Here is a 17,917-nt window from a genome sequence, read left to right as displayed (position 1 = left end):
TAGGCTTAGTAAGGGTTGCCTTTTGTCAGATTATTTATGAATACGATGATGTATAGTGAAGATAAATTAATTTATGTAGACCAAGATCTACAATGTGCGCACAAAATTAAAATTAAGATGATGAAAATACCTCGGGACGGTAATGGAGTTCCCGCTTTGATAAATTATTTTTAAACCCTTCAAGTTCAATCAAAGACCAATGTAAAAATGTGAGAAATGGAAAAAATGAAAATGTAAGTTTTTTCAGCTCCTAATTAAATTTAGGAGTTATCCATGTCTAACAATATTTATAAGTCTCTTTACCTCGACTACGGCTATATGTTGAGTAAAAATGACTTGGCAGAAGTTCTTAAGGTGAGCCTTTCTACGATAAATAGAAGGCTTAAAAACGGTAAACTACCACCTCATGCAAATATTGGTAACAGAGTTTTGTTCCCGACTGAGGGTGTAGCAGTATTTCTTACTCATGTGAGTGATTGTCAGCTTGCAGATGCAGGAGGTGAACTTTGAAGTCCCTCCAAAAAGCAAAAACAAGGATACAGCAGCTAAAAGGTCTTCCTTATCGCGTTATAGAAGCTAAGGCATTTTTAGAGAAGTTTGGCGAGTTTTTGAGTGAAGATGAAAAAACTGAGATCACTCAAGAGATCCAAGTAGCTCAAAACAGCAAACTGACATCTAAAAAACCTCTTCAAGAGCGTTTTAAAAGTCACTTCTATACTTATGAAGAGATCAAAAATGCACCTGCCACGAGATGGCTGGTGCAAGACCTGATTCCATCAAGTTCCATAGGTGTGATGATCGGAGATAGTGGTGTCGGTAAAACGACCGTCGTATTACATGTATGCACAACTATTTTGACTACCAAAGCAAATGTCTATATCTACATGATCGACGGTGATATGAATCAAACCAAGATCAAAGAGAGTGAAGCATACCATCTGCTTAGAAAGTTTCCTGAAAGATTTATCTATGCAGGAAAACAAACAGGCAGTGATTTTTCAGAGTTTGTTCAAGAGTTATTAACCGAGATTGTTGAAGAGCAGATGAAGCATCCTGATAGGGAATACTTTGTTATCCAAGACTCACTAATGCTTACTGTCCCTAAAAAACGAGGTTTTGTGGATACACAAAAGCTATACTTTTATGAAAAGATATTGCGAAGTGTAGGAGGGAGTACGCTTTTTATCCATCATCTGAATAAAGATGGAAACTTTGCAGACTCTCAGCAGATCATCAACTATGCGGATTATTCGTTTTCTATCACGAGAAATAAGTTTAACTCTACTATCCTCTTGCATCCACAAAAGGCTAGTAGGTATGCCATAGAGGGTAAAGCATTTCTTACAGAAGACAGAGAAATAGTCAAAGAGGTTGATTATGAAGAGGAAAATATAGAACTTCGTGAGTCAAAATTTGTCTCTTATGTACTAGAAGCACTTGAAGATGGAGAGATGAACCAAAGTGAGATCATCTCCCACTTGGAGAAAATGCGATTTTTCAGTGAGTACAAAGTCGGACAGAAAAAGGCTACAAGATGGCTTACGGTTTGGGGTGATAAGGGAAAATGGAGCTATGAGCGACGACCAGATCAAAAAAATGCCATCTATTTTTGGATAGAGCAAAACGAGTCTGAAAAAGTGGAAAACTTGCAGAACTTGAAAAACTGCAAAACTACTTTGAGTGACTCCGTAAAAGGAGTTTGTGATGAGTGAAATGCACTATTTAGAATTAAAAACTTTGCTATTAGAGCAAAGGGAGATCTTTTTGTCACTTTTCCCTAAAAAAGTTCCTATTTCATTTATAGTAGAACGAACAGGCTTAACAAGACAAGCCATCAGGATGAAACTTCTGAATAACTATGAGCCAGAAGTTGATTTTTGGAAAGAAAATGATAAAATATTCATCTCAAGAACTACTGCTTTACAGCTACTAAAGTTAGGTAAAGGAGTAGAGAGTGAATAATAATCTTATATGTTCAGACGGTTCTTTCTATGTCAGAAAAGACACAAACATGATCTGTGTTCAAGGTACCGTAAACGGGAAACATTATAAGAGAAGCATAGGCAAAAAAGCAACTCCGTTAAATAAAAAATGGGTGGAGCGACAAAACTCTATGCAGGTTCTTTTGAAATTAATCGGTGTTGATATAAACGAGACTAAAAAGACTTCGTTTGAGAGTTTTGGATTGAGAGTCCTTAGGTCAAATTCTGAGTATCGAGGAGAAGAGACCCAGAAAGACTACGAAAGTATCTTTAATAGGTTAATTCTACCATATTTTGAGAAGATTGAGTTTCATGAGATCAGTGCTTTAGATGTCACTGAGTTTCTAGGAACCTTGCAGAGCAAACATGGATACTGTTACGATAGATGTATCAGAGTCAAACGGGTTCTAGCAAATATTTTGAAAGCTGCTTTTGATGAACAGCTTATGCCTCACAATGTGATGAGTATGCAGCTGGTCGAAAAGTTTAAATTCAAACAAACTCCAAGAAACACAAAAGTCTATAAAGTATCTGAGGCACAAAAAATCTTGAGCTTATCGAAAGGATGGCTCAAAGTTTTTTTAGAACTTTCCTTAAAATATGGACTTCGTACTGGTGAAGCTATAGGTCTTAAATGGTCTGATTTTGATTTGGAACGAGGATATTTGCAAGTTCATAGAACTATCTCAAAAGGTAGAATTAGCGATGTATCGGCAATCGTCCACGAGAATAAAAATCATAATCGAGAGATATTCTTATTTCCCGAAACCATTGAACTTTTGAAATCTTATGCGAACTTTCGTCCAGATGATGAGTGGCTCTTCGTTTCAAAAGATGGAAAGCCATTCAAAAATGCGAAAACTATTGTCGATTTTCACTTTAGACCGTTTCTTGAAGAGATAGGTGTTGAGTATAAAACACTCTATGCTACAAGACGGACTTATGTCTCTATGATGAACCAATCTTCAAAAGTTTCACTTGAGGATATTCAAGAAGTGGTAGGGCATGTGAAAGGCTCAAGTGTAACAACTAAGCATTATGACTTAGATTGCCTTGAAGATGTTCACAAGCAGAAAAAAGCAGAGGAAAAATCCAAGATCTTTAATGCGTTGCTACAAATAGCTTAAGGCAATGTTTAGTTTCGTTTTCTCGGATTTTTCTCGGTTGATAAAAATGGAGTTTTCTAAGCTCCATTTTTAGGGCTATCTTGGTCTCCCCCGCTGTCTTGAGGGGGTAGTGCCTTACGGGTGTGAGAGTTCAAATCTCTCCGATCGCACCATAAACCCCTATTTTAAGGGCTTTGAAGCCTCTTTTAAAAACTCAAAAATTTTCTCTACATACCCTGATTATTTATAAATCGAAATACTTCTATCAAAATCAGCGTTAAACGAGTCTATATAATTTACATAGACGTTATAAACCATTTCAGTATTTGCGTGTCCTAAAAGTTGTGCGAGTTGTACTGGAGATACTAGATTATGATAGAGCATATTAGTAGCGTATGTATGACGTGCATTATATGGTCTGCGGTAATCTATACCTAACTCTTTTAATGCAGGTTTCCAAAACTTATTTACAAAAACGTCAGTATGTTTATAAGGGTCTTTATATTGAGTAATAAAAAGATATTCGTTGTCATGAGAGTTATATAGATCAACTATGTAAGGTTTAAGAAGTTCGATTATAGGAACTTCTCTTATACTGTAAGTAGTTTTTGGAGTACTCTCTCCAAATCGTGAGCGTGTACGCTGAACTTTAATTATATTTTTTTCAAAATCAATATCGGTTTTTTTGAGTGCTATGATCTCTCCGCTTCTCATACCAGTATAAAAGGCAATAGCTAAATAGTGCTTATAGTTGAAGTTTTTAGCTAAGTCCATAATTTGATTTACTTCGTCAGCCGTAAAAGGTTTGATTTTTGGAGCTTTATATTTAGGAAGCTTGACAACTGCGACAGGGTTTCTGTGTATCAACTCATCATAAACAACCTCTTGTAAAATACCTCTAAGAACAGATAAGTAAATTCTTTGAGATTTAGAGCCGATATCATCAAGAGAATAGAGCCATTTTTTAACATCACTAGGACGTATCTCTGTTACATCCATTTCGCCAAAGAAAGGATTAATTCTATCTTTGACTATATTTGTATATTTATCAAGAGTAGAGTTTTTTAACTCATGCTTTTTGAAGTCTAAGAATAAAGATGAGTAGTGAGAAAAGTTAGGCATTTAAAAAAGCACTCTCTAAAATATAATTACCAATTTCAGGCAAAACACAATTACGCAAAACTTGTCTTTTATTTGGAAGTTTATAATTTGATAAATCAATTCCAAGATATTGCTGTAAATCTTTTATTTGAGCAGCTCTTAAATTAGATTTTTTAAAATCTTTTTTTTCTACTTCAAAATTAGACCAATAATAATGACGCTGCAGTTCAAAATCAGGTTTGATTAAAGGCTCATAATACGGTTTAACATTCTCAACAACCCAAGAACCATTAAAATTATGTTTTAAAAAAATTATTATTTGATAAAGTGTCATATCAGGAAGTATTGCTTGCTGCTGTCTGCATTGAACTTGTAAAAATTGTCTCATTCTTGAATGAGATTGACAAGGAGGAGATGCCCAAATAAAATTAAATTCTCTCCAATGCAACATTAAATATTGTAAAGCACAACCAACAATTACAATATCATTAGGATATAAAGCTTGATAAACAGAAGCAATATTAGGGTCTTTTTCAACAGCTACAACTTGATAATTATCTCCCCATAATTTACGATTACCACCAATACCACAATATAAATTTAAAATCTTTTTCATCTTAAAACACCTCACTTTCAAATTTAAAAAAATCATCTTGATATGCAGCCAAATTGATTTTTGGCTCATGTAGTAAGCCTCTATCTATCAAGATGTTTTTAGTATTTGCATAATGTTTTAGATCAACTGTTTCAATATCTATGCTTTGATAGTATTCATAAAGTTCTAAGTCGTTCATTTCATATGCTTGCTTCTTATGTTTTGTATATCTACCGTTAAAATAAAAGAACTGCTCGCCATCTATCATTACATCTACAAAAACATAATATTTTTTCTTTGATAATGAATCATATTCAGCTTCTAAATATGTATAATCTTCTAATTTTTCAGCCCAATTAACAGGCTTTTGAGTGTAAATAGTGCCGTGCTCATTATCTATCTTTGCTATGTCTCTTGTACCGCTATAATAATAAACAGAAACATCACTTGAATGATATTTAGAAGTTAAATCCATAAGAGTGTACATACCTTTTAATTTTCTATAAACTTCAAGAGCTACAAACGTACGACTTGTATAAAACCTGCAAATGCCGTGATATAAATACCAAAGAGTCAAATTTGTTATTTTGTCGCTATCCTCTCTTAAATCATCAAGAGTTTTTAAAATATATTTCATCAAGTAAGAAATAGGAGATTCAACATTAGTTTCAACTTTAGAAAGTGGAGCAGGAAAAATTCTATTTACAGCTTTTACAATTGAATCAACTTTATCAGCAGGAACAAAAAGAGAAATATGCAAATGCGGAGTACCATCTTTATGCGGCTCTGTTACACGAAGATAACATCTGTCATCTTTCTCGATATTTTTATAGCTTCTGTCATCAAATATTTTTTTAAGCATTTTAGTAAGCTCAATAGAAGCATTACGAGAAGTATATTTGTCTATAGTTTCACTAAAATCAAGTATAGGCTCTAATAAAGGTACTCTTTGGATTACATGGCAGTTTAAAAACTTTATTTTATTGATCGTAGTTATATATTTGCGACCTGCGAAATTCCTATTTTTAACAAGCTTATCTTTATAAGTTTTTTTAGGGTGCCAGCGAGATGGCAAAGTAAGAGTAATAAAGATGTTTTTTAGAGATCTACTTTTTGCATAATCGTATATGCTCCAAGCTCTGTGCTGTAGTTCTGCAATATATCTATCTGCATTCATATAGCTATTTGCTACAAAATCAGAAAAGGGAATAATTTTATTATCAAGATGTATACCGTTATCTTGCATAAACTGTTTATTTTTTAAGAGTTTATCTCTTGCTTGTTTTATCTGTTGTTTGTTCAAACCGTAATTTATCATTGTGTCACTTCCTTTTTAAATTTAACCAATCGTGTCCGATAACTTTTTATAGATAGCCAAGAGAGGCTCATCGCCGTTTGCGAGCAAGCTCGCAAAGCGACGTTGAAGCCCATTCGCCTCTACATCATTTAATAACCTCTATCGCAATGGATATATTGCTTTTAACCTCTGAATCACTCTTATATTTAAACAGCTCTCCAAGATATGGAATATTGCTTATAAACGGTATAGAAAACTCTGTTTTATTTATTTTGGTTTGATTGATACCGCTTAAGATAAGAACCTCTCCATATTTGAGATTAGAGTTAGATTTTAATTGCCGCTTGTAAGTTGTAGGGATGTTGTTTGAAGTGCTTAATATATCTTCTATAATGAGATCGAGATCAAGATTTATATAATCATCATATATAAGAGTTTTGCCTATAATCTTCAAGCCTACATCTTTATACTCTATGGTAGTCTGCTCTGATGTATTGGTAGCTTCTGTGATAGTTGTAGAAGTCTGATAAGGTATATTATTTACAGCAGAGAAAATAAAATCTTTTCCGTCTTGAGCCAATACATAAGGGTTTTGAGAAATTTTAAAAAATTGAAACTCATTAAAGAGCTTTAAAGCACTGTAGAAAGTAGAACGCATAAAAACAGGCTTAGTACTTTGAAAGGGCAATATAAACGTATTTAAAACATTTCTATAACTATCATCAGCAGTTTTATAAGTAGTTGAAAACTCAAAACCTTGTTCTTTTAGATCATCTTCATTTATCTCTATAATTGTAAATTTTAAAGTGACTTGCTTTTTTTGAGAGTCAATCTTTGAAATATCTTTATAAAGCACAGGATAATCTTGCTGTTTACAAAAAAAGATTATTACATTTGTAGTGTCTATATACTGAAACTCTATTTTTTTAAATGCAAGATATTTAGAAACTGCTTCAAAACTATTGGTCTTTAAATCAAAAAAATAGGGATAAAGCTCATTTGGCGGAGTTTTAGTCAAATAGTAAGTATTATTAAAGCTGGTAACATCATAACCAAGCTTTTTAACTGATTGACGATATAAATGCAAGAAATCTTCATTTCTGATATGTTCAGGAACAAAAAGAGAAACTTCTTTAGCTTTGATCTCCTCATCAATGTAAACATTAATATTATTTTGAGAACTAAGCAGCTCCGTTAAATCAAGCAAAGTGATATTTTTTTCATTTGCCGTTAAACATTGAACTAACAGGAACAGGATCATCGGAATTAGTCTTATAATCTTCATTTTCACGCCTTTTATTTGAGATGTATTTATAAAAATCTTCTGTGGAGTCTAGATAAAACTTAGAAGAATTTTTATTGATTTTTACAGAATAGAAAAAAATGATAGATTGATTTTTAATGAAATATTCAAGAAGTGCAAGAGGAAGCAATATATCTTCATTGTAGCAGTTTGTATTATTACAAGTGAGATCAAAAAATTTACGATTAGTAGGATCTTGTATAGTTATTTGTGACTCTGCTGCAGCATAGTTAGAATTGTTATGCTGATCGGTCACAGTTTTGTTAAGCTGCAAAGTCACATTATTTTTAGCGGGATCAGTCACATTTTGATCTGAAATATCAGGAGTTGAAAAATAGAAATAGGCAAAAATTACTCCAATAATTATCATTACAAAAGAGAAAAATATAAAACGTGCCAAGATGTTTTTAGAGTTGATGGAATCACCGCTCTGATAAAGTTCAAAGACTTCATTTACTTTAGGTAATTTTTCAGTATGGCTTTTAGCATTCATCGAAAGACGGGAGTTTATGAAAACATCATATTTGAAAGTATTGCGATTAAAAGAAACGGTAGTTGCTTTGGCTCTGTAGAAATACTCTGAAAAAGATTTGTACTTGGTATAGATAAGAGAAAGGTTTTGAGTGATTAAAAAGATGTCTTGGTAAAGATGTCGATGATACGAAAGCCACCAAATAAGAACAGTATCATTTTTATCAAAATAATTATGAGCTTCGTCTATAACAAAAAGAGTCTTATAAATTTCAAACTCTTTACATTTTTCAATAAGATACTCATCAGTTACTTTATCTTTATAAAGTCTATGAAGCTGTTTTAATTTACGGTTTAAATCATCAAAATCAAGAGCATTAACATCGTGAACTTTATCAAATTTAAATTCGTTTATATTGGTATAGCAATTGTAAAAATCCTTTTTTACATCTTTTTTAGCTTTCTCATGCATAGAAAAATTATTGAAAATAGTATAAACGGCTTTATATGTCTTACCACTACCGGGAACACCAACAAGATAGACTATCATTATGATTGGACCAGTGGCGAAATAACTCTAAGTAAAATATAATAAGATCTAATTACCTGTGCAGAAACAATTCTAAGAAGTAAAAAAACCAAACCGCCGAACAAATAACCTTTAGTATCATTAAATGCAGAAGTAAAACCTATGCAATTTAATAAACCAAAAAACTTAGATAAAAGATCGCCAGAACCATAAACCATAATTCTAGTAATAGAATCATCTAATAAATTATAAAACACAAAAAAAGTAGCTACAAAAGTAACAAAACCAGCGATAACAATACCTAAAAAAGTAAAGACAACTGAACCATAAGCAGCTTTCTTAATAAAATACCAAATCGCACGAGCTACCGAAGCAAAATCAAAAACTGGCATAAATCCCCCTTATCTCATTTTAAAAGCTGAAAAATAAAGCTTCAAAGAAGCAAACATAAAAACCACATAAAAAATGTAATAGAAAATTGAACTAAACTGACCGAAAGAATCACAAAGATTAATACAAATTTGACGATTAAAGACAGTAGCGCAGAAAATAGGTTGAGTACCAGTTGACATAGAAGAATTTTGATGAGAAAATCCATCTTGAATTTTATTTATCATGTTTGTATTATCTTGAACAAATTGATTAAGACCTGCATAAACAGAATCAAGAGTGCCAGATATAGAAGCTTTTGCAGCAGCTTCTTCAGCAGAATCAGTATAATCATCACCAGAAGAATCTCCACCACCTGTTGAATTAGAATCTCCGATAAGAACATCTTTTATATCTTCAAGCAAAGAGTTGTTTGTTGTCATCTTGTCATCAATAGAACCAAGATGAGAATTACCAATATCAATACCTGTGTCAATACCTTTTAAAGTGTTATTAATAGCACCTTGATTGGAAGTTGAAACAGCGGAAAACTGCTCCAAAGATGTAGAAATATCAGATAGTTTACTATTTGCACCGACTAACTGCAAAGTTTGTATTTTAGACTCTGATAATAAATCTAATTGTGTAGCTTCTTTAGCACCTGCATAAGAGTCCAAAGCAACTTTCATAGAAGCAGAAACGTCAAGATCATAAGTTGCATTAGAGTCTTTTAATAAATCAGTAGGAAGAGTTTTATTAACATCACTACTTAACTCAAGATCATTAACTTTAGCTTGATCGTCATAATTCTCGGAACAAGAAACCTCTTGCGAAAAATATGGAGTTTGCGGATTAGGGTCTAAAGTAGTTGAACAATAACATTTTTTAAAACAAGATAAATTAGGAGAAACTCCCCAAGAGTCAATTTGACAATTAGAAATACCAAGACAATCATCCTCATCAGGAACAACACTCTTACATATACCATCTTGAATAACCTGACCATAAGGACAAGTACCAACACTTGCCATACAAGATTGACGGCACTCATCCCAATAAACAAATTTTACATAATTAGTCTCTCCGTCAGGTACAGGAAAAAACAGAGAATTATCCATAGAGCAAGAAGCTTGATCTTTAACAGGAGTCAAATTATAAGAAGTTGCAGGGCAGGGAGTATCAGAAGTACCAGAGCTTGAACCATCAGAATATGGATTAGGATCGTTAACGTTTAATAGACCGTCACCATCTATGTCATTATCGGAATTATTGCTTATACCGTCACCGTCACAATCCATAGTTAAATAATCTACATAATTTGGATCACACTTATTAGGGATACCGTCGCTGTCATCATCTAAATCGTCAGGAGGAGGAGGGGGAGGAAGCACACAAGTACAATCATCAAAAGAAACAGTTGCGTTTAAATCACCTAATCTATCTTGACAAATAGAATCAGTTAAATTACAGCCATAATTACACGTACCCGAAACAGATTTATCAGATTTAGCAACTGTATAAGTTCCATCACCATTAGAAGAACACTCATAATCTCTTAAAGTGTCATATGATAAATACGTAAAATAACTATCTGCTCTTTGATAACATTCAGTGTCACCCCAAAGGTTTTTTAATAAAGAGGTTTCATAGTGACCTGGAACATCTACCGAACAAGTACCCGAGACAAAAGAATCATAAACATGAGTATAAGTAACAATGGGTACAGTATAAGATGGAACAGCAAAAACAAAACTCTTTAAAAACAAAACTAAAAATATTATCTTTTTCATTTTAATGCCTTGTTAGAGCTAAAGCAGCAAAGAGAGGAGCAATAACAGCAGTGAGATTTATAAAAATACTTGCAAAATAGTTTATTATTATCATGTCTGTAAGTTCAATGTAAATCATCTGCGACCGCCAACTGTTGTAAAAATTTGAGTAGTGAAGAACATAAAAACAGCACCGAAAATTAAGCCGACTATGCCGAGTAAAAAATTATATTCAGTGTCTTGCATACCTAAAATGTAAGCTTCATTAGGAGAGCATTTGTCAGTTGCAGAGTCATAAATGAAATTTGGGATTATTGACTTTGAGAGATTTATATTTGTAGAGTCAAAATAAAACCAAGTTTGAGTTTTAGAGTCTAAATAATAAAATTGATTAGTTGTATAGTAAAAATCATCAATGCAGATATTTTTAGAGTCCAAGAGCATAGAAGCATTTAAAAAGTTTATTGTAAAAAGTAAGCTTATTAAATATTTCATTTTTTCCTCTTTTTTTAGTAATCCCAAAAACTCCGAAGAGTTAATGAGATTTAGCAAATATTATTGCTTTGTTAATAGCCCAAACAGAAGCAAGCGCAGTGATTACAATCGTGAAAAGTGCAAAAACAACACTTACATTTATATTGGGCATATCGGGCATATTAAGCTCTGTTCGCCATTGAAATAGCTTTAATTGCACCCCAAATAACAGCTGTTGCTGCTAAAACCAAAGAAGCTACCGCTAACACATCAGTTGTGTTAAATGTTACGCCAGTTAAATCCATGTGAATCCTCCGTGATTCTAAAAGTATCGGGCATACTCTTAACCGCTATCTGCGACCCCGTACAAGAGTTATTAAAATAACCATGTCTATAGAAATATCTATATGTAGAAAGTATAAAAAAGCGTTGTCGTCTTAATTCAGAAATAACAAGATAATCGAACTCTTTATCAAGCTCTTTGATCTGATTGTTAATGTCTTGCATAGCTTTTATTAATAGATTTTGCATTTTTAAAACTCCCTATCGCCTTTCAGTTGTCCCACATTTTTTTATAAAAAATCGTGGCTTAAGATTGACTCTTTTTGGCTTTTTTAGCCAACTTGTTTTTTAGCCTATTTTGAACTTTTCGTTTAGACAAAGAAGGTTTAGTTCTATCATTAGAACCAACATAAATATCTCTTTGTTTTTTATTGTCAATTCCCATAATTAAGCCTTTTTAGTTGTATCAGAAGTTTTAATCATACCGACGAAAGAATCTTTTAACTCAAACACAGGAGTATTTTTATCGGGATACCACTTTTGACCCTTTGAAGAAGAATCCATAACATATGGAACAGCTACATATTTATGCTCTAAATCTTTAAACCTTCTATATTCAGTAGATTCTAAAATCTGCTTATCCATAGAATAATTTATATCACCGTTATCATCAGGGATCTCACTCTCAACAGTAACCTCAATTTTAGGAATGTTTTCAGTCCATTTACCATCAACAAACCCATCTAACTCAATTTTACGAACAGCCTTGATCTTACCGATCATTAATACATTAATCATTTGTCACTCCTTTAAGTGAAGAATTTATCACTTAATCACTATTAGTAATTAAGTTTATGAAACATAAATCTTTTATGCTCTGTAAACCTAATTTGTCACTCTGTTTTAACCCCCGAGAAGTGACTGACGGGGAAAGCTTTGCTTTGCCTTTGGCGGGATAGCTCATAGCCCTAAGAACGACTTACATATTTAACAGTTTATAGCCCCGTTACTGCGTATCCATTTCTTAACGACTTATTGGACATCTGCGCAAAAGCGTTAATTTGTGTATTTTTATTATTAAGTGATTTTTTGCTATTATTGAGCAAAGAAGTGACATCTACATTCATCTGAAAGCTTGAAGATTTGAGAGTTTTAATATTTAAAACTTGCATAGTCACTCCTTGTGTCTAATAATTAGACATTAACAATAAGAATAGTAAAATAATTAGAATTAAAAAAAGCTTAAATATGCTAATTATTATACAAAATTAACTAATTTAGGAAAATAAATTGACAAGAGAAGAATTGGCAGATATGTTCAATGTATCAAGACAAACTCTAACAAATTGGGAAAAAGAGAAACCTGATCTAGTAAGATTGATAAATCAAGGCTTGGCACTTGATGAGAGTATAGAAGAAACTAGAAGACATCTTGAGAGATTAGAACAAATCAAAAAAGACGCTAGTAATGGCAAATTTAAACTAAAGTAGGAAAAAATGAAGTGTGAAAAATGCGGAAAAGAGTACTGGACAAGAGAGTGTTTAAACTGTAAAGAAAACTATACAGAAAATGATCTACAAAAAATGGGAATAACTAGCAATAACAATTTTATAAAAATAAAAAAATCAAGCATACAAATAATAATAGCTACAGCATTAGTAACAATAGCTTTAATATTAATATATAAAGAATACAAAGAATACAGACAAGAACAAGCAGCTGTTAAAATGATGAATGCTCTTGGAATAAGTGGAAAAAATACAAATGAAATAATAGAAAACAGTACAAAAATGTTAAATGAAGCAAATAGAGAATTAGAAAAACAAATGAAAAAAATTAGAGAAAACAGATAGGTAACTAATAAATGACAACAACAACAATAATATTATTTATACTACTTATAATAATAAGTGCAATAATATCAGGATCAGGAAAAAATAAAAGCTATAGAAAAATGAAATTTGAAGAAAATAGAAGAAAGAGAGCAAGAGAACATTACTTAAACATTGATAAAAAAGGTAAAGAATACGAATCTTTTATAGCAGAACACTTTAAAAATTTAGGATACAAAGTCAAAGAACATGGTTTGATACATGGAAAAAAAGACAAAGGCATAGATGTAATAGCTATGAAAGACAAAGAGATAACTCTTATACAATGCAAGAACTGGAAAGAAAACAGTAAACACAAAATTACTCATGAAAAGATAAAAGCATTTATAGGAGATACAGAAGAATTTTTAAACAAAAACAGAGAAAAAGCAGCAGGATACACAATCAAAAGACTTTACGTAACTTCAAATGATGTACTAGACAACTCTGCAAAATATTTTTTAAAAGATAGTAGTTTAGTAGATCATAAAGTGATACCAATAGAAACGTAAAAATAAACATTTTTTATTTTGTGGTACAATTACAGCAGTGGAGTGAGAGCATAAGCTCCCACCTTTTAATATAACGGTCGGGCTAGGACCATTAAAACCACTACTATAAGAAATAAATTCACACTGTATCTCCTCTCTTGGAGATACCCACACATCCAAATCCCTGATCTTTCAATCAACGCCCATAAGCCAAAAAGATAACACAGTGCTTGTACAAGTAGAATTATACATTAAAACACAGAGAAATAAGAAAACCTCTCAAAAGCCTATTTTTAGGACTTAAAACGGGTAAGCTTTTTTCAAATCTCTCCGATCGCACCATTTTTTTATAAAAACTCCCCTTTAAATTTTTAACTCTCTTTTATCTGATTATGTGATACTATTATTCTGAAATGTCTATTAGCGATATTTCGATCTGTTTTAAATATGTGTTTTAAAAGCTTTGGTTTTACAACTTATCTAAATCAGCTTTTATATATAGTAGTATATGTTATACATATATCAAATAAAAAGGATCCATATGAAAAAGAGTGTTTTAAAAATATTATGTGCTGCACTGCTTGTAGCCGCTCCATCGGTGATTTTCGCTGAAGATAATGAATCAGGTTATGAGAATAAAAATGAAAAACCAAGAGCTGAGAAGCGTCAAGATGCGGATAAAAAAGCTCAAAACAGCGTGAAAAAAGAGGAACGCAAAGCTGAGAAAGAGCAGCGTAAATCCGAAAAGAGAGCAACAAAAGAGGAACGCAAAGCTGAGAAAGAGCAACGCAAGTCTGAGAAAAAGTTGAAAAAAGAGGAGCGTAAAGCCGAGAAAGAGCAACGCAAGTCTGAGAAAAAAGAGCGTAAAAATAAAAAAGATAAAGATGATGAGGATGATGACTCTGACGAGTAGGCATCTTTTGCAGGGCTTATAAGCTCTGCGTAGCTTTAGTCTATCTAGAGAATAAAAATCCGAATCCCACCCTGCTTTGGTGGTGATTGTAATCTACCAAACTTGCCCCGTAACCGTTAAATATCTTAAGATACCAGAAATTGTTTTTTGAATTTCCGGTAGGATATGACCACTCAGCCTTAATAGAGCCTCTGTTCTCTGAATTAAAACGAAGATTATTCCGCCATGTAAAATCAAACTGGTGCTTTTTTAAAAAATAGTTTATCTTCAGATGCCCGTATCCGAGATATGATGTAATATCTTTGTTGTTCTCTCCCGCATCTACTGCTGCGACTCTTATAGTCGCAAGAAGACTGTCATATTGAAAAACTGAATCTACAAAAAGCTGATTCCACTCTCTAGAGAGCGGCTCTCCCATACCGTTGGACTCATGCCAAAATCCGATCTTTATAGCTTTTGGCGCGTAAGCAGACTCCATTTTGTCCTTAATAGGCAGCGTTAGCCAGATCTCAGGCCTGTAGTTCGTCTCACGAAACGGGGCAGAGTCTGAGTAGAGCTGCCACCAGACCTCTTGGGTGTATCCAAAGGTTATCATCTCATTGAGACCAAAGAAGTTATAGCTGAGCACTTTTTTGAGGCTTATCTGAAACTCTGCTTCGATATTCTTATTGAACTCATCATAGCCCGGATATGAAACCGGATCCCTTGTCTCATAATTTTGCGTTGTATAGGCCAGAGGGATCAAAAAAGTTTTTTCATGCGGGAGCATACCGAAGTTGCTGAAAATTTTTGAGGTCATGCTTTCGCGCTCATCCGAGTCTTGAGGCATGTCGAGATACTCAAACAGAAACTGCTTCATCGCCTCATCTCCGTTTGACTCTTTTTTGAGCTCATCCGCATAAACAAAAGAGCCCAAAAAAAGAGTAAGCATAAATAGTAAAGAGGCGTTTTTCATATAGATAGATTTACTTAATTATCGTTATGCAGTCTTCGCCTTTGGGAACAAGACATAGAAAACTGTATGCCTCATCTCCCAAGGTTTTATAGCTGTGAGAGAGACCTGCAGGTATAAGCAGAACATCACCGGCCTTTGTTTCAAAACTCTCATCTCCTATCTGAACTAGCGCGCGTCCTGATAGCACATACTGCTCGTGTTCTACGCTGTTCGTATGAAGAGGCATATGTCCACCAGCTTCTATTATGAAGTTTCTCATTGCAAAATTTGGCGACTCATCAGGAGATAAAAGCATCTTCATAGATACGCCTTCTCCTGCTTTTTGAGGCATTGCCTCAATGGAATTGATCTCTTTGTGTAGGTACATTATAGCCTCCTATAATAATATTTTTGGTAGCATATCATAAATTGTGTTTGATTTACTTGGGGGAGTGTTTATGAAAATTGCAAATAATATAACAGAACTGATAGGGAATACACCTTTGGTAAGACTAAATAAAGCATCTAAGCTTACCGGTGCCAATATAATTGCAAAGTGTGAGTTTATGAACCCTACAAGCTCTGTAAAAGATAGAATAGGTTTTAACATGATAAGGCGTGCGATCGAAGCCGGTCAAATTACCGAAGGAACAATCGTTATAGAACCTACAAGCGGCAATACGGGGATTGCTCTTGCGGCAAATTGTGCAGCGCTAAATATAAAACTTATACTAACAATGCCTGAATCTATGAGCCTGGAGAGACGAAAGCTCTTAAAGGCGCTTGGCGCCGAGTTGGTTTTGACTCCCGCGCCGCTAGGGATGAGCGGTGCAATTGCAAAAGCAGATGAGCTTCAAAAAGAGATTCAAAACTCAATAGTTCTGCAGCAGTTCAAAAACCCTTCAAATCCTGAGATCCATGAGTTGACAACTGCGCAGGAGATACTTCGCGATACGGATAAGAAGTTAGACGCTTTTATTGCAGCGGTAGGAACTGGAGGCACTTTAAGCGGTACATCAAAAGTCCTAAAAAAGGAGATAGCAAATATTGCAATATTTGCGGTAGAGCCGGCCAGCTCTGCCGTGCTTTCAGGTGAGAGCGCAGGTCCGCACGCTATACAGGGCATCGGTGCAGGGTTTATTCCAGATACTTTGGATACGACCGTATATGGTGAAGTGATAAAGGTGAGCAATGAAGATGCTATAAACACCGCAAAAATGTTAGCAAAAGATGAGGGTCTGCTTGTAGGTATATCTGCCGGAGCAAACGTATATGCCACGATGCAGGTTGCTCAAAGAGAGGAGTTTAAGGGAAAAACCCTTTTGACCGTCCTTTGCGATACAGGCGAGAGGTATCTGAGTACAGAACTTTTTGATGAGTAGCCTTTTTTTAGAGACCATACGGGCAGTGGATGGGGAAGTTTTTAATATACTCTACCATCAAAAGAGATATGAAAGCGTCTTAAAAAAATTTAATGTTAAAAATCCGCAGAGCCTGCTTGAACATATAGAGCCTCCAAAAGAGGGGACTTGCAGATGTCGTCTGCTTTATGATATATCCAAGCTGCCACATACTGTTGACGTTACATATCACGAGTATAAAAAAAGAGACATAAACTTTTTAAAACTTATCTATGATGACAATATAGAGTACTCTTTAAAGTCGGCAGACAGAGGCGGGCTGGAGGCTCTTTATGAGCAACGAGGAGAGTGTGATGATGTGCTTATAGTAAAAAACTCTCTTGTAACAGATACTACGATAGCAAATATAGCCTTTTACGACTCAAATAGATGGGTGACTCCAAAGCAGCCGCTTTTAAAGGGCACTACAAGAGAGCGGCTACTAATGGAGAAAAAAATATTTGAAGAGGATATCTATGTAGAGGATCTTCATAAATTCTCAAAAGCGGCACTTATGAATGCTATGATAGATTTTGATATAATTACAAAAAACATAAAGGAAATTTTTTGCTAGATAACCTAATAGAGGATAGAGATTTTGCAAAAATTATGCAAAAAAATATAGAGAGCTTAATTATCCTTCTTTTTGAAAAAGATCAAAATTTCGGTATCCTGTGTAAAATCGAGCAGATAACTTTCGAGCCGGAACTGCCAAGTGAAATAAGCGCAGAATTTAGACCGATGACACTCTTTTTTCTTGCCGGATATACTTTTGATACCGCAAGCATAGTAGGGGACAAATTAGTTTTTGAAGCCGGTTTTGGCTCTGATAACTTCGGTAGTATAGTAAGTGTGCCGCTTTTGAGCATTATGCAGATAATAGTGGATGAGACACCGCTGCTTATAAATCTTTCAAGCTATAAGAAACAAAGTGAAAAAGTTGTTAAAAAAGTGGATGATGGCGGAGTCGAAAACTCGATGGCATCTTTTTTATCAAACCCAGAAAACTCAAAGTTTTTTAAAAAATAG

General features: G+C 33.8%; 23 protein-coding genes. 11 read left to right on the top strand and 12 right to left on the bottom strand.

Annotated elements, in window-relative coordinates:
* Positions 1–273: 273 nt before the first annotated feature.
* From RBR61_RS06675 to RBR61_RS06660, 4 genes are read left to right on the top strand one after another with little or no spacing between them, the layout of a single operon-like run.
* Positions 274–510 carry a helix-turn-helix domain-containing protein gene (locus RBR61_RS06675; protein WP_320342993.1) on the top strand — a complete coding sequence of 79 codons (237 nt, stop codon included), beginning with the start codon at positions 274–276 and terminating at the stop codon, positions 508–510.
* Positions 507–1,712 (top strand): AAA family ATPase, encoded by a 1,206-nt coding sequence (locus tag RBR61_RS06670; protein ID WP_320342991.1) that lies wholly within the window; start codon positions 507–509, stop codon positions 1,710–1,712. The genes RBR61_RS06675 and RBR61_RS06670 overlap by 4 nt, the downstream gene beginning before the upstream one ends.
* Positions 1,705–1,962 (top strand): hypothetical protein, encoded by a 258-nt coding sequence (locus RBR61_RS06665; protein WP_101184530.1) that lies wholly within the window; start codon positions 1,705–1,707, stop codon positions 1,960–1,962. The genes RBR61_RS06670 and RBR61_RS06665 overlap by 8 nt, the downstream gene beginning before the upstream one ends.
* Positions 1,955–3,109: a site-specific integrase gene (locus RBR61_RS06660; RefSeq protein WP_320342987.1), complete on the top strand. Its 1,155-nt coding sequence runs from the start codon at positions 1,955–1,957 to the stop codon at positions 3,107–3,109. Before RBR61_RS06665 ends, RBR61_RS06660 begins: the two co-directional genes overlap by 8 nt.
* Before the next feature lie 219 nt (positions 3,110–3,328).
* Here the strand turns inward: RBR61_RS06660 and RBR61_RS06655 are convergent, their stop codons facing one another.
* The 10 genes from RBR61_RS06655 to RBR61_RS06610 form a co-directional block, all read right to left on the bottom strand.
* Positions 3,329–4,210 carry a site-specific integrase gene (locus tag RBR61_RS06655; RefSeq protein WP_320342986.1) on the bottom strand — a complete coding sequence of 294 codons (882 nt, stop codon included), beginning with the start codon at positions 4,208–4,210 and terminating at the stop codon, positions 3,329–3,331.
* Positions 4,203–4,805: a DNA cytosine methyltransferase gene (locus RBR61_RS06650; protein ID WP_320342984.1), complete on the bottom strand. Its 603-nt coding sequence runs from the start codon at positions 4,803–4,805 to the stop codon at positions 4,203–4,205. The genes RBR61_RS06655 and RBR61_RS06650 overlap by 8 nt, the downstream gene beginning before the upstream one ends.
* A gap of 1 nt (position 4,806) precedes the next feature.
* Positions 4,807–6,102, bottom strand: a complete 1,296-nt coding sequence (locus tag RBR61_RS06645; RefSeq protein ID WP_320342983.1) for a hypothetical protein — start codon at positions 6,100–6,102, stop codon at positions 4,807–4,809.
* A gap of 124 nt (positions 6,103–6,226) precedes the next feature.
* Positions 6,227–7,366 (bottom strand): hypothetical protein, encoded by a 1,140-nt coding sequence (locus tag RBR61_RS06640; protein ID WP_320342981.1) that lies wholly within the window; start codon positions 7,364–7,366, stop codon positions 6,227–6,229.
* A complete protein-coding gene (locus RBR61_RS06635) occupies positions 7,302–8,405 on the bottom strand; it encodes a zonular occludens toxin domain-containing protein (protein WP_320342979.1) in 1,104 nt (367 codons plus the stop codon). The genes RBR61_RS06640 and RBR61_RS06635 overlap by 65 nt, the downstream gene beginning before the upstream one ends.
* The gene (locus RBR61_RS06630) at positions 8,405–8,776 is read right to left on the bottom strand and encodes a hypothetical protein (protein WP_320342977.1); all 372 of its coding nucleotides are present in this window, start codon (positions 8,774–8,776) and stop codon (positions 8,405–8,407) included. The genes RBR61_RS06635 and RBR61_RS06630 overlap by 1 nt, the downstream gene beginning before the upstream one ends.
* Before the next feature lie 9 nt (positions 8,777–8,785).
* Complete coding sequence (locus RBR61_RS06625) at positions 8,786–10,543, bottom strand: hypothetical protein (protein WP_320342976.1); 1,758 nt, start codon at positions 10,541–10,543, stop codon at positions 8,786–8,788.
* A gap of 114 nt (positions 10,544–10,657) precedes the next feature.
* On the bottom strand, positions 10,658–11,017 hold the full coding sequence (locus RBR61_RS06620; protein WP_320342974.1) for a hypothetical protein: 360 nt from the start codon (positions 11,015–11,017) through the stop codon (positions 10,658–10,660).
* A 258-nt stretch (positions 11,018–11,275) separates the two neighbouring features.
* Positions 11,276–11,527 carry a hypothetical protein gene (locus RBR61_RS06615; RefSeq protein ID WP_320342973.1) on the bottom strand — a complete coding sequence of 84 codons (252 nt, stop codon included), beginning with the start codon at positions 11,525–11,527 and terminating at the stop codon, positions 11,276–11,278.
* A gap of 198 nt (positions 11,528–11,725) precedes the next feature.
* Positions 11,726–12,076 carry a hypothetical protein gene (locus RBR61_RS06610; protein ID WP_320342971.1) on the bottom strand — a complete coding sequence of 117 codons (351 nt, stop codon included), beginning with the start codon at positions 12,074–12,076 and terminating at the stop codon, positions 11,726–11,728.
* 492 nt (positions 12,077–12,568) lie between these two features.
* Between RBR61_RS06610 and RBR61_RS06605 the strand changes: the two genes are divergently transcribed.
* The 4 genes from RBR61_RS06605 to RBR61_RS06590 all read left to right on the top strand — a co-directional run bounded on the left by RBR61_RS06605 (position 12,569) and on the right by RBR61_RS06590 (position 14,554).
* Positions 12,569–12,769, top strand: coding sequence for a helix-turn-helix domain-containing protein (locus RBR61_RS06605; protein ID WP_320342970.1), 201 nt, complete (start codon positions 12,569–12,571; stop codon positions 12,767–12,769).
* A 6-nt stretch (positions 12,770–12,775) separates the two neighbouring features.
* A complete protein-coding gene (locus RBR61_RS06600; RefSeq protein ID WP_320342969.1) occupies positions 12,776–13,132 on the top strand; it encodes a hypothetical protein in 357 nt (118 codons plus the stop codon).
* 11 nt (positions 13,133–13,143) lie between these two features.
* On the top strand, positions 13,144–13,662 hold the full coding sequence (locus RBR61_RS06595) for a restriction endonuclease (protein ID WP_320342967.1): 519 nt from the start codon (positions 13,144–13,146) through the stop codon (positions 13,660–13,662).
* A gap of 520 nt (positions 13,663–14,182) precedes the next feature.
* Positions 14,183–14,554: a hypothetical protein gene (locus RBR61_RS06590; protein ID WP_320342965.1), complete on the top strand. Its 372-nt coding sequence runs from the start codon at positions 14,183–14,185 to the stop codon at positions 14,552–14,554.
* 40 nt (positions 14,555–14,594) lie between these two features.
* On the opposite strand, the gene RBR61_RS06585 is transcribed toward RBR61_RS06590, so the two are convergent.
* On the bottom strand, positions 14,595–15,509 hold the full coding sequence (locus RBR61_RS06585; protein ID WP_320342964.1) for a phospholipase A: 915 nt from the start codon (positions 15,507–15,509) through the stop codon (positions 14,595–14,597).
* Between the two features lie 10 nt (positions 15,510–15,519).
* On the bottom strand, positions 15,520–15,876 hold the full coding sequence (locus tag RBR61_RS06580) for a cupin domain-containing protein (protein ID WP_320342963.1): 357 nt from the start codon (positions 15,874–15,876) through the stop codon (positions 15,520–15,522).
* Positions 15,877–15,946: 70 nt separating this feature from the next.
* On the opposite strand from RBR61_RS06580, the gene cysK reads away from it, so the two are divergent.
* The 3 genes from cysK to RBR61_RS06565 are packed head-to-tail and all read left to right on the top strand — an operon-like array spanning position 15,947 to position 17,917.
* Positions 15,947–16,870: a cysteine synthase A gene (cysK, locus tag RBR61_RS06575; RefSeq protein ID WP_320342961.1), complete on the top strand. Its 924-nt coding sequence runs from the start codon at positions 15,947–15,949 to the stop codon at positions 16,868–16,870.
* A complete protein-coding gene (locus RBR61_RS06570; protein WP_320342959.1) occupies positions 16,863–17,462 on the top strand; it encodes an aminotransferase class IV family protein in 600 nt (199 codons plus the stop codon). The genes cysK and RBR61_RS06570 overlap by 8 nt, the downstream gene beginning before the upstream one ends.
* The gene (locus RBR61_RS06565; protein WP_320342958.1) at positions 17,456–17,917 is read left to right on the top strand and encodes a hypothetical protein; all 462 of its coding nucleotides are present in this window, start codon (positions 17,456–17,458) and stop codon (positions 17,915–17,917) included. Before RBR61_RS06570 ends, RBR61_RS06565 begins: the two co-directional genes overlap by 7 nt.

Source organism: Sulfurimonas sp., assembly GCF_034005705.1.
Classification (GTDB): Bacteria; Campylobacterota; Campylobacteria; order Campylobacterales; family Sulfurimonadaceae; genus Sulfurimonas.
This window is presented reverse-complemented; position numbering and strand designations above follow the sequence as displayed.